8 protein-coding genes are annotated in these 13336 nt (G+C 54.0%); 4 read left to right on the forward strand and 4 right to left on the reverse strand.

Annotation, left to right across the window (positions count from 1 at the left end):
- Nucleotides 1-41 precede the first annotated feature (41 nt).
- The 3 genes from R3C20_14670 to R3C20_14680 all read left to right on the forward strand — a co-directional run bounded on the left by R3C20_14670 (nt 42) and on the right by R3C20_14680 (nt 4705).
- Complete coding sequence (locus R3C20_14670; GenBank protein ID MEZ6041746.1) at nt 42-1526, forward strand: DUF1501 domain-containing protein; 1485 nt, start codon at nt 42-44, stop codon at nt 1524-1526.
- An 86-nt stretch (nt 1527-1612) separates the two neighbouring features.
- The gene (locus R3C20_14675) at nt 1613-2524 is read left to right on the forward strand and encodes a hypothetical protein (protein ID MEZ6041747.1); all 912 of its coding nucleotides are present in this window, start codon (nt 1613-1615) and stop codon (nt 2522-2524) included.
- Between the two features lie 312 nt (nt 2525-2836).
- Nucleotides 2837-4705, forward strand: coding sequence for a hypothetical protein (locus R3C20_14680; GenBank protein ID MEZ6041748.1), 1869 nt, complete (start codon nt 2837-2839; stop codon nt 4703-4705).
- A 187-nt stretch (nt 4706-4892) separates the two neighbouring features.
- On the opposite strand, the gene R3C20_14685 is transcribed toward R3C20_14680, so the two are convergent.
- Nucleotides 4893-5753, reverse strand: a complete 861-nt coding sequence (locus tag R3C20_14685) for a sugar phosphate isomerase/epimerase family protein (protein MEZ6041749.1) — start codon at nt 5751-5753, stop codon at nt 4893-4895.
- A 339-nt stretch (nt 5754-6092) separates the two neighbouring features.
- On the reverse strand, nt 6093-8192 hold the full coding sequence (gene uvrB, locus R3C20_14690; protein MEZ6041750.1) for an excinuclease ABC subunit UvrB: 2100 nt from the start codon (nt 8190-8192) through the stop codon (nt 6093-6095).
- Between the two features lie 127 nt (nt 8193-8319).
- On the opposite strand from uvrB, the gene nadD reads away from it, so the two are divergent.
- Complete coding sequence (gene nadD, locus R3C20_14695; GenBank protein MEZ6041751.1) at nt 8320-8934, forward strand: nicotinate-nucleotide adenylyltransferase; 615 nt, start codon at nt 8320-8322, stop codon at nt 8932-8934.
- A 50-nt stretch (nt 8935-8984) separates the two neighbouring features.
- Here nadD and R3C20_14700 read toward each other — a convergent pair whose 3' ends face one another.
- Entirely contained in the window at nt 8985-12536 is a 3552-nt protein-coding gene (locus R3C20_14700; GenBank protein MEZ6041752.1) for a serine/threonine-protein kinase, read from the reverse strand.
- On the reverse strand, nt 12526-13119 hold the full coding sequence (locus R3C20_14705; protein ID MEZ6041753.1) for an ECF-type sigma factor: 594 nt from the start codon (nt 13117-13119) through the stop codon (nt 12526-12528). The genes R3C20_14700 and R3C20_14705 overlap by 11 nt, the downstream gene beginning before the upstream one ends.
- Nucleotides 13120-13336 lie beyond the last annotated feature (217 nt).

A 13336-nucleotide genomic window follows, 5' to 3' on the forward strand; every position in this document is an offset into this window, starting at 1 on the left:
GCAGCAGCCGCTTGCTCCCGCCGATTCTGAATGGGGCCGCCATGAATCCCGTTTCTCTGCAACAACTTCGAATCAACCGACGTCAGTTTTTCGGTGATGGATCGCTTCGCATGGGTACTGTAGCCCTCGCGATGTCCGGCCGTGGCAGTCTGGCAGGGCAGCCAAAACCCAGCGAAGACGCTGCACCGGCTGCAGTCCATCCGCCACTTCCCGGGTTTCCGCATTTCACACCCAAAGCGAAGTCGATCATCTATCTTCATATGAATGGCGGTCCGTCTCAGCTGGATACCTGGGACTATAAACCATCCCTGCAGGATCATTTTGACCAGGACTTACCGGACAGCATCCGTCAGGGACAGCGAATCACCACGATGACCAGCGGCCAGTCCCGTCTTCCAGTCGCACCATCACTCTTCCAGTTCGCCCGACATGGTCAATGCGGAATGTGGGTGAGTGAACTATTGCCGCACACAGCGACGGTGGTCGACGATATTGCTCTGGTTCGAACCGTCCACACAAACGCGATCAACCATGATCCCGCCTGCACCTTTGTAACGACAGGCAGTGAAGTGCCGGGCAAGCCGAGCATCGGAGCCTGGCTCTCTTACGGTCTTGGAAGTGAAAGCAACAATCTGCCGGCCTTTGTTGTACTGACTCCGCAATGGTCGTCAAAGAATGCTGCACAGGCCCTGTTTACTCGCATGTGGAGCAGTGGTTTTCTGCCCTCCAGATACACTGGTGTGGCCCTCCGAAGTGTCGGAGATCCCGTCCTGTATATCGACAACCCTCCGGGTGTGGATGCCAGAAGTCGTCGCGCCATGCTGGATACAGCCGGGCAGTTGAATCAGAAGACGCTCCAGCGATTCGGGGACCCGGAAACACTGACGCGAATCGCGCAGTACGAAATGGCATTTCGAATGCAGAGCAGCGTGCCTGAACTGGTTGATCTCTCTGGTGAGACCAGAGATACGCTCGACATGTACGGCCCCGAAGTCCTGAAGCCTGGTTCCTTTGCCGCCAGTGCGTTGCTGGCACGACGGATGGTTGAGCGTGGTGTCAGAGTCGTGCAGGTACTGCATCGCGGGTGGGATCAGCACGGATCACTGCCCAGCGAAATTCGCCACCAGTGCCAGGATGTTGACCAACCCTGCGCAGCACTCCTGAAAGACCTGAAACAGCGAGGACTTCTGGAAGACACATTAGTTGTCTGGGGTGGAGAATTCGGTCGGACCGTTTATTCACAGGGAACATTGACAAAAACCAACTACGGCCGTGACCATCATCCACGCTGCTTCAGTATGTGGCTTGCGGGAGGTGGTATACAGGGCGGAGTTGTCTATGGGGAAACCGACGACTTCAGTTACAACATCGTGGACCGACCCTGCCATGTTAATGATCTGAACGCGACTATCCTGCATTGCCTGGGCATCGACCACGAACGTTTCAGTTTCCGCTATCAGGGTCTTGATCAGCGACTGACAGGGGTGGAACCACAACAGGTCATCAAAGATCTCCTGTCCGTTTAACGGCTACTGAACCCTGGTGAGCGTTCGTCTGCAGGCTCCGGTCGATCTGCCTGACTTTTCATCTTCTGAAGTAAAGTGTGTTGTCCATGATTCTGCGCAAGTCTCTGTTTAGTCTCGCCGTGATTTTCTTATCAACCGGCACTTTGCGGGCTGACGAGATTCGACACTCGTTCTTCGTCGCGGGCCCAACATTCACAGGCGTTATTGAAGAAGATGGATCCACCGGCTGGGATTCCGGCCAGCCCGGCGCGCGCGATGGTTTTGTTCTGCCGAATGGCAACTTCCTGATTGCCTGGGCCAAAGAGGTGAAGGAATTGACTTCTGACCAGACAGTCGTCTTTCATTACCGGCTTTCGGACGCCAATCAGGAAATCGGAACCGCGGTTCGACTGGCGAACGGCAACACCATGATCACAGAACTCGGCGCCAGGCCAAGGCTGATGGAAGTCACCACTGATGGATCGGTAGCGATCGAAGTGCCGCTGCAACCGGAAACCGACAACGCACACATGCAGACTCGAATGGCCCGCAAACTGGCCAATGGCAACTATCTGGTACCGCACCTGCTTGCGTTCAAAGTCAAAGAATACACGCCCGAGGGAAAAATCGTCCGAACCATTGCGACAGACCTGGAGGAACTCGGCGGCCGCGCGGCAGAGAACTGGCCGTTCACCGCCATCCTGCTGGACAACAACCAGGTGCTCGTCAACCTGACCCACGGCAACAAAACAGTGATCTTCAACCATGACGGAACAGTGGCATGGAAGATCGGAAACGAGGACTTTGACCGCATGCCCTTCGATGATCCCTGCGGAGCACAGCGGCTACCCAACGGGAACATCGTCATCTGCAGTTATCACGCGCAGAAAGGAATTAAGGTCTTCGAAGTAACGCCGGAGAAAAAGATTGTCTGGACCTACGAAGGCCCGCATCGAGCCCATGAGATTCAGGTGCTGACAACGAATGGCAAGCGGCTCCCTGCCCCACCACAAAAATAGCCGCACCCCGAAGTCTCCCGGAAACGGTGGTTCGTTTCTCTCAGCCCACGAAAGCCCGGATTGCGAGACCTGGATGTGGCCATTCTGATACAGGTTGTTTGCCGTCAGCGGCATCCTGCAACGAATCGGCAGCACAGCCTGTTGAAGAACGGGACCGGCTCAAGCAGGAGACATTAAAACACGATGGTTTCCAGTCCGCCTGCGTGCCTGTCTCGGTTTGTCAACGGACAGATAAGCTAAGGACGTCTGGTTCAGAGCTCCTTCCCTTACAGCTCCAACAGACTCCACAGTTCTTTTTGACAAAGACTATGAATGAAAAGCCTGCCAGTCTTTCAGATCGTGCGAAGCCTGATTCTGCTCGTTGTGGTTATGCTCCTCATCCATCATTTTCCGGCAGTCGACCAGACCGATCAACTGGCCGACCTTGACTTGCAGTTCACGACGAATGAAAACGGGGTGGTCGAAAGTATCACTCTGCCCCGAGGTTGGGATGACGAGAAATCGTTCCATACGATCTCTGAACTGAACTCGGTCACTCATGTCGATCTGTCAGGCGTTGACCCGACGGACCATTTGATTAAGCGTCTCACAGAATTGTCAGGCCTTCAAAGAATCACCTGGCGCGAGTCGGCAATGACGCGGCGGCAAATTTTGATGCTGGCCTCAGGTTCGCTCGAATCCCTTGACCTCAGTTATTCGAACGGCGAAGAACTTTCACTCGATCTACTCAACGGTTTCCCCTCTCTGCGACACCTGTCGCTGGAAGGATGTGAATGGACGGCCCAGGGAGATGCCTCTGTGATAGGGACGCTCAAAGAACTTGAAACGTTGAACCTATGTTATTCGCGGATTTCAACTTCCATTGTTCCTCACATCGCAAAACTACCCCGACTGCAGCATCTCGATATTTCCGGTTGCGACCAGTTCAGCACAGCAGAAATTGAGCAACTGACGAATCCGTCTTTGAGACTGGTTCGATTTTTGGGGGTTGCAGTGGATGCCAGCGATGTGGAATCCTGGCGAGCTCAACGCAGGAAAACGGAAATCTGGTATGACCAGATGCTATCCCCGGATCTGCAGTGGCTCGGGCCTTCACGGCCGCAGGCAGGACACCAACAAGGGCGTATTCGCTCCATAGCATGCCGTATCGAGGAGCCTGCAGACTTTCACATCCTGAGACATTTAGCAAAGCTTCAAACGGTGAAACTCACCGGGCCCGGGGCGGATAATGCCGTCATTCCTTACCTCCGGGATATGTCCCTTATCGTTGAACTGGACCTGACTCACAGCTCGGTCACGGCGGAAGGCGTCGCACAGCTACCCGTCTTCCGTAAACTGCGATCGGTAAAACTGTCCGGAACGGCAGTGAGTGATTCCACTTTGCAGTGGCTCGCCCGGCAACCCAGTCTGGCTGAATTGGCGCTCCTCGAATGCGAATTAACAGACGAAGATCTGTCATTTCTAAGTCACATGGACCTCAGGACGATCAATCTCTCCCGAAACAACATCAGCGGTACAGGCCTAAGAAATCTGAATATGGAATCGCTGCGAAATGTGTCTCTGGCTGGATGTCCGATCACCCGTGAAGGTCTTCAGCTGCTGAAGCAATTCGAACACCTCAATGCACTCGACTTGTCGTGCATGACAATAACAGATGACGTGATCGACGCCATTTTGGCCCTTCAACCTTCGCATCTTGTGCTGCAAGACACGGACCTTTCTCACTCCGGGGCAATGCGAATTTCTCAAAGTGGACCGATCGATACCCTGGATGTCCGTGGTTCAACTTTGTCGCATGAATTATTTGAACGGCTGGGGCAAACCCAGCCAATCCACACACTCCTGATCGATGGCGAACGCTCGCTCCTGGAACTCGTCGGTTCAACTCGGGCTGCGAACAACGTTTCAACGCTTATTCTGGCAGAAGCCAGAGAGGAATCACTGACCGAGCTCTTTCGATTCAACGGGCTGCTTAACCTGGAAATGCAGGGGGCGACGATAACATCGGAATCAGCCAGAAACATGGTGCAACATCCATCGCTTAAAGGCGTCACCTTCAGGAATTGCGTTGTTACCCCGGAAGCAAAAGCAATCCTGCAGGCAAACGTCGAAATCACTTCGCCGCGCAACTTTGGGATCGATGAACCCAGGTTTGAACGATTTGCCTACATGTTTGATTAATGAGTCTTACCCCCCCGCGTCGACCCAGCAGCCTGTTGACAACCGGGAAGGGCTCGAGCAGGAGACCTGAAAACACGATGGTTTCCAGTCGTCCTGCGTGCCTGTCCCGATTTTTCAACGGACAGCTAAGCTAAAGCAGCTCCGGGCTTCTGACAGGTCATTTCGCGCCGGGGATGACTCCCATGCATCATGCTTTGATGCCAAGCATTCGATCGAGCGAGTCGCCCGTTTGATAGATCAGCGCCTCGGGGTGATGCAGATACGGATGAAAATATTCAAACGTTAAATAGCCGTCATAGCCAATCGACTCGAAGGCGGTCAGAACCGCTGGCCAGTTTGTCGTTCCGTCCAGCAGAGGTCGGAATGCTTCCAGCGAATGATCGGAGCCCTTCTTTGAGTATTCCTTCAGGTGCACATTGCGAATGCGATCGCCGAGAATTGGTATCCAGTGCTCCGGGAACTGATATTCCATAATGTTACCCGTATCGAAGTGCACCTTCACATGTTCACTGGAAAAGTGATCAACACATGCAGCCATCTCGAACGGAGACAACAGATAACCGTTGAAGAAAATATTCTCGATATTCAGTGACACACCCAACTTTTCGGCGCCAGGCAGCAATTTCGCAACCGCTTCTTTTGCCCGCCTGTCACAGACATCATTGGGAGTCGGATCATGATCCGCCCGCCATGGCATGTGTACGGCGCCGGGGACTACCAGAAGGTTCGTCGTACCCAGATCATGGGCTGCCTGTGTCATCAGCCCCGCGAGTTCCATTCCACGAGCACGTTCTGCCGGATCGTTGCTCGTCAACGGGTAAGGCCAGAACAGAAACGAACACAATCCGCTGACAGCAATACCAATTTCTTCGGCCATTCGTCGGATCGCGGTGAATTCCTTTGTCCCGGACTTCGGCGACAGTTCACTGTCCAGATCGTAGTTCAGTTCGATGCCGTCGAAACCAGCATCCGCCGCCAGTTCCAGGCATTGCCGCAGAGTCATTCGGTCGGGATAGGGAAACGCCCACAGGTTGATGGACTTCTTCATTTTGAACCGGCGCCCGGGAACTACATCCTGGTTTAAACTTGCCGAAGAAACAGCAGGCATCGCCGCCGCGCCGAAGGCAGCCCATGCTAACAACTGTCGTCGATGCAATGCGTCCCCGGACTGCGGTCCCGGTGAATGCGATCCGCTCTGTGCTGCAGTAGAATCCATAGTCTGTCTTTCCTGAAACGAACAAACAGTCCAACAAGTGTTCCCGACGACTGCACACTTTAACGAACAAGATTGTCCTGCGTTACCGCGCGATGGCAATGAAAGCCCCTGACTCACAACTACCAGCCGTTTCTTTACCTGAAGGCAGGCACTGGATCAGGAAGAATCTGATTATCGTTTCCGGCGAGCCCCCGAGCCGCGGCGGCCCCTGCCTTTGCCTCGTCCACTGCTCTTTCCCCGGGATGCGAAACCCGGTGCATCAGCACCTTCGTCTTCCGGAAGCGGCTGACCAATTTGTGTTTTCAGATCTGTGATCCGATCACGCAGATGTGCGGCCCGTTCGAAGTCCAGCGATTCGGCGGCTTCCAGCATTTCGCGTTCGAGTTCTGTGATGAACTCCTGAGTCACAAATTGTGACTCTTCTGACATCCCGGCAGATTCGCGTTCAATCTTCCGGGCAGAGATTTCTTCTTCGATACCGCGACGTATCGCCTTCTGAATCGTTTCCGGTGTAATGCCGTGTTCTTCGTTGTAAGCGATCTGAAGTTTACGCCGACGGTTGGTTTCATCGATGGCACGCTGCATACTTTGAGTCACCGAATCGGCATAAAGGATCACCTCAGCATTGACGTTTCTGGCAGACCGGCCAATCGTTTGAATCAGGCTGGTTTCGCTGCGGAGAAACCCCTCCTTATCGGCATCCAGAATTGCAACCAGCGAAACTTCCGGCAGGTCTAATCCTTCCCGCAGCAGATTCACACCAATAACAACATCGTGTTTACCTTCACGCAGCTCACGCAGAATTTCCACGCGTTCAATGGCATCCAGTTCTGAGTGCAGCCATTCACACTTTAATCCCTCTTCCTTCATATAAGTGGTCAGATCTTCTGCGAGGCGTTTTGTTAAGGTTGTCACCAGCACACGTTCTTTTTTTTGAATGCGTTCCTGACATTGAATAATCAGGTGCTGAACCTGGCCACGAGCCGGAATCACATGAATGACGGGATCGACCAACCCTGTCGGCCGAATCACCTGCTCGACGACTTCGCCTTCGGTTTGCTCCAGTTCCCAGTCTGCGGGAGTCGCCGAAACCAGAACGGTTGACGATCGTTTCTGATCCCATTCTTCAAACTTCAGCGGTCGATTATCCCGCGCCATTGGAAGGCGAAATCCGTGTTCGACCAGAGTCTTCTTCCGAGCCGCATCACCCGCATACATCGCGCGAATCTGAGGAATCGTGACATGCGATTCGTCGATGAACATTAGAAAATCATCGGGAAAAAAGTCGTAAAGCGTGTACGGCGCTTCTCCTGGTTTTCGCCCGGCCAGCGCACGGCTGTAGTTTTCGATCCCCGGACAAAAACCGGTTTCCTTCATCAGCTCAAGATCGTGACGCGTTCGCGCAGCCAAACGCTGGGCTTCCAGCAACTTGCCCTCTTTGCGGAACTGTTCGAGCGTTGTTTCCAGCTCTTCGCGGATTTCATCCAGCGCCGCATCAATGCGAGACTGGGGCAGCACAAAGTGTTTGGCCGGATAAATGTAAATCTCTTTCAGTGACTGAGATTCCTTGCCGGACACAGGGTCGATCATGCTGAGTTTTTCGATTTCGTCGCCCCAGAGTTCGACACGATATGCAAACTCTTCATAGGCAGGCCAGACTTCGACGACATCTCCTCGCACGCGAAATCGCGCGCGACCGGGATCAAAGTCGTTTCGATCATACTGAATATCAATCAGCTTCATCAAAAGCGCATCACGATCAATCTGCTGTCCCACATGCAGCGGAATCATCATCGACAGATAGTCTTTGGGGCTTCCCAGGCCGTAGATACAGCTGACACTGGCGACCACAATGACATCCTGCCGACTAACCAGGGCACTGGTGGCCAGCAGCCGAAGTCGATCGATCTCTTCGTTGATGGACGCATCCTTTTCGATGTAGATATCGCGCTGCGGGATGTAGGCCTCCGGCTGGTAGTAGTCGTAGTAGCTCACGAAATACGTGACGGCGTTGTTGGGGAAGAATTCGCGAAATTCTGAATACAGCTGAGCGGCCAGCGTCTTGTTGTGCGACAGCACCAGAGTTGGCTTCTGGACCTGCTGAATCACGTTCGCCATTGTGAACGTCTTGCCGGAACCCGTGACTCCCATCAGCATCTGTGTCTTCTTGCCTTCACTGATGCCGCGGACAAGGGCATCAATGGCTTTGGGCTGATCGCCTGCCGGGGCATACTCGCTGCTGATTTGAAATCGTTGGGCCTTACCTGACATGACTGGTCGAAACCATTATCGTTGACGTCTGTGAGACGCAAACGGCCTTAAAGCACGCAGCAGGGCTGGCCATTGCTGCCGTCAAAATGGAAATTGTGAACACCGAACACGAAAACAGAGCCTTCACATGCGCATGGGGATTCTTGGCGGAACCTTTGATCCTGTCCACTATGGACACCTGCTGATGGCGGAGTCCTGTCGGGAAGAACTCCGTCTGGATCAGATTCGTTTCATCCCCGCAAGACAGCCACCCCACAAACCTGGCCGGTTGATCTCGCCGCAGTCTGATCGGGCGGAGATGCTCAGACTGGCAATCTCTGCATACCCCGAATTTACAATGGACTGCCGTGAGTTCGATCGTGAAGGGCCATCCTTTACCGTCGACACGTTAGCAGAACTATCAATCCAGTTCCCGGAAGCTCAATTGTATTTGATCATCGGAGCCGATTCACTCCAGGATCTGCTCACCTGGAGACAACCCGACCGTATCGCAGAAATCGCCCAACTGGTGGTATGCAATCGTCCCGGATACGCCCTGCCCGATCGAAGACAGGCCATCCAGTGGACCGGCCCTGAGATCGGGAATACCGTTGAATTCGTCCGCATGCCTGGCACGGATGTGTCGGCGACCGAGCTCCGCGACCGTACCAGCCATCACCGCTCTCTGCGATTTCTGACGCCACCAGCCGTGGAAGAGTACATCCGGACAAATGCGCTCTATCAGCGGAGTACTGACCAGTGACCGCTTGATGTCGCATCCCGTCTTAACCTCCGGGATGCAACGGCTTCGCTTCACTCTTTCCCGCCGGCAATCCCCCAGGACCGAATCGTTCCATCCGCCTGATTCGCCATGATGGTATTTCCGTCAGCACTAAATCGGACTCGCGCGTTGTAGGCCATGTCGTCACCAAATTCCCGGAGCGGCAAATCGAACGCCTGCCGATGCGTTTTACAGTTCCAGAGGATCAACTGCCTTCGCGAGACTCCTGCAAGGCGCTGCCCATCCGGACTGAAACAAAAATCCTGAATCTCCGGTGCAGAATTTTGTTTGTGCGCTATCGTGATCCTTTTGGTCACATCGCGAATCGTCAAATCACCCGTTTCAAATGCAATTGCCGCCAGCAGGTGATTTGCCGGATTGAATTCCAGACCCAGGCCCCAGTGACTTATAGGGAACTCATCGATCTGATTGCCCGTCCCTACATTCCATGCCCGCACAAAACAGTGAGACTCGCCAGCATCCGTAAACTGTTCGCAGGAGGCGGCGATCATAGAAGCGTCCCTGGACACCGCAAGCCGATGCACTCGAGTTGCTTCTGCCCGGACGAAGAACAGTTCGTTACCACGCAGGTCCGACAGTCGGATTTCCCCGTCTTCAGGAAGCGGTGGATTAAAAATTCCGGACGACCATGCGGCTGTTGCAACTGAATTCGGATTCAACTTCACGAAAGACACGCGCACACCATGTGCCGGCAACCTGACAACAACGTCTCCGGACACCGTATCGCGCAGGTCCATCACTGTATTGTCGTCCCGAGACGCGACGGCAATCAGAGTCCCATCATCATTCAAATCAGAAAGCCTTCCGGGACTAAGGCGTTTAGGGGGAAATGGAAGCTCCTGAGATCGAACAGCGGCCTGCGAGCCCGGTGGGAAAAACTTCAAAGGTTCCCCAGCAATTAGTGAAACCAGCTGCGCCTCGTCGTTCCATGCAAACGATTCGAGGGCCGAGTTGAGAACTGGTGTCCCGGTATCGACGCTGCCGGGAGCTTTGGAAAGATCCCAGATCCGAACGGTCCCATCCCAGTCACCTGATGCCAGCCGCTTTCCATCGGGACTAAATGCAAGACTTCTGACCTGGTTCATGTGTCCCCGAAACGGTTGCAATTCCATCCACGTCTCTGTGTCCCAAACCCGTATTTCACCTCGGTTCGTCGCGATGGCCAACTGCCGTTCTTCACAATCAAAGGCCATTGTTTCGACAAACCGAACGTCAATGGTTCGGACCAGTTTCCGACCCGGTTTCTGATACACTGATACCGTCACCCCGCCTCTTCCGGTACTTCCGCTGCCCCTGGCGACCCTGGCGACACTGACCTCAAACCGATTGCCGTGCAGAAACTGGCGGGCCCACGATCCCGTTCGCTGCACAGGAAACTCTTCGAACGTGCCATCAGCTCGTTCTACCTCGAAGCCGGCAAAGTCTTCGCTCGCTCGCCACTGCCGAATCGTTGACGGAGGACCAATGTCGTTGAGGTTATACAACAGCAGGTCCTGATCCTTTATTTCCGGCGACTGGGCAAGCGTTACTGCGAACAGCGATTCACCAGCTGGGTAGACCTCAGCAACAGGTCGATTGGTGAAGATGGGTGGAAGTTCTTCCCAGGTGTCGGTGCTCCATCGTCGCACGGTGGCCGGACCATACCCGAAGGAACGACCATGAATCCCCATATCCATCTCGACAGCGACCAGGACCGCTCCACCGTCCATATAAAGCAAATCCATGATCGACATCACGTCCGTAAATTCTTTGATGATCTGACCAGTCGATACATCTCGAATTGTGACGCGTCCTTTTGATCCTGTTTGTGTGGAATCAAAATTGGGCGCCCGATTGCCTGCTGCGATGAAGCGGCCATCCGGCGAATAGGCCAGTGCGCCGATCCACACAGCATCGCCAAATGCCATGGGCCAGCGAAATTCACTGTCGTCGAGCAATCCGGTCAGGTACTTCCATTCCCAGGGAGGGCCATACTGCTTGTCATACGTTGGTTCCAGCAGTTGCAGAATGCGTTTTGCGTTACCCAGCTCATTCGCATCATACTCAAGACGCGCCAGACGGATTTGATTGTCATGCAATTCTCCGTTAGCTGCTCGCTCACGTTCCAGTGCTCTTGCGTTTTCAACACTACGCACAATCGAAGAACCAATCAGGCCAATCGCCAACACGACAACACTGCAGAGCAGCGCTGCCAGTGCAACATTGCGCTGGCACCACCGGAAACCGCGATAAAAGACGCTCTGCGGGCGAGCCTGAATTGATTCTCCGCGCAGAAAACGGCCTAATTCCTCAGCAACAGCTTTCGCCGTGGGGTATCGATCCTGAGGACGCTTTTCGAGACATTTCATGCAGATTGTCTGAAGGTCTCGCGGGATATCCGGTTGCAGTATTCCAGGTGGCGTCGGAATTCGTTCACAGACCTGCTGCAATATGCTGATCACATCCTGTCCGGTAAAGGGTGGAATTCCGACAAGCAACGAATACAAAGTTGCACCCATACCATATACATCGGCTGTTTCATCGAGTTCCCGACTCCGTCCTCTGGCCTGTTCCGGCGAAATATATCCGGGGGTCCCGAGAACTTCTGTTGTGGCTGTCAGTGGGTCTGAAGCACCTGCCGCCTGAAGGCGTCTGGACAACCCAAAGTCCGTGACGCGAATAACCCCTGCATCATCCAGAAGAATATTAGATGGTTTAATATCGCGATGCAGAACACCATGTTCATGAGCAACCTGAATCGCATCAGCGACAACCTGCATGTATAGCGCGGCATCCCGTATGGATATCGGGGCATTCTGACTCCGTTTGGATAAGTCGCTGCCACTCACATATTCCATGATCAGAAAACACTGATCGTCCGCCTGCACAAGGGAATACACAGTGACGATATTCGGATGGTGCAGACTGCCCAGTATCTTTGCTTCGTTCTGCAGCCTTTGAAGATCAGTCGCAGTGGCATCACCGTTTGCTCGAAGCGTCTTGATGGCAACCGTTCGGTCAAGGGACAATTGCCGCGCCTTGTAGACGATTCCCTTGCCTCCGCGACCCAGAACCGCCATCACATCATAGTCCGGCAGAGAAGGCCAACCTTTCTTGTTGATCTTTCTCAGCCAGAACCTGTCCCTGTCGATTCGGCCAGTTTCCGGACCACCAGCCTCATAATCGGCATCGACCCTGCCCAGAAGCTGACGGGCTCGGTCCTGATCAAAGGCAAATGGAAGATAGTCTGAATGGGCTGCCGTTTGTCCATTCTGCAGTGCGGCCCGGTACGCGTCGGCGACAAACGCGGGAGAGAAAATTCTGCAGGCCTTCGAATCAGCTCCGGGCGGGACGTAGTCACGGAGGGACGGTGTTGCTGACTTGTCGGACGCAGTTTCCTGTTCGGCAGGGCGTTGCCGCCAGCGGTACTCAAGATCAATCTCGACGAGGTTCTGGAAGTGTTCGGCTTCGTGAGGATCATCCTGAGGCAAGCGGAACTGTTGAATCCGAGGCGGAATGCCTGACGCTTTCTCAGCGGCAGCCCATGCAGCATCGAAAGCATCCAGAATATGGTCAGGATTCATGGTGAGTTGCCGCGATCCTGCTCCGGGAAATTTGACGCAGCACCTGCCGGATTCGCGCCATCGAACAATCACAGGAGGCAGCTACCTCTGCCACCGGAATACCGTCCATTATCATTCGAACAATTTTTCGGTGCAGCGGATCCTGCAGGCGCGACAGCAGCAGTGTCGCATCGTATTGCTCTGTGCACGTGACATGCTCAAGTCGCCCGGCGACATAAGGCTGGTTGCCCGAGCTAAGAGTTGTTTCTCTGTAGAATGAGCGTTTCTCCGCCGTATTCTGTTCGACTTTCTTCTGAATCCGGCGATGCGTGAGCTTTGCTAACAGCGCCCGCAGGTCTCCGGCACGCACCAGTCGAAATTGTCGTTTCTTCAATCCGCGAAGAAGAATCAGACTCACAGACTGATAAACGTCTTCCGGATCCACGCGAACCTGCAATTGATTCGACATGCCGCTGGCAGCAAGCTTCAACGTTGCATCCCGATGTCTGTGATAAAGACGATCGGCCGCCCGTGAATCATCACTGCTCACGTAAGCTTCCGCCAGGTCAACCGAGGTTTCCGGAACACTCGCACTACCAGACATTTGAGGGCCCTCTGGTTTGAGTTCGTGAAACGCTTTGGAACGACACAGTCTGAAGAAGCTTCGCTCAGTCAGGTAATGGTCCAGGCAGGTAACTGTCCAGGCAGGGCGTATTCAGACCTGCAGGTGTCGCTCATATCTCCTGTCCGTCTTTCGACTGCACAGGCACTCATACGTGGTCACAAGCCAACATCATTGCGAAACAATTTCCAAAAAAAAG

This window comes from Planctomycetaceae bacterium (genome assembly GCA_041398825.1).
In the GTDB taxonomy this organism is placed as follows: Bacteria; Planctomycetota; Planctomycetia; order Planctomycetales; family Planctomycetaceae; genus F1-80-MAGs062.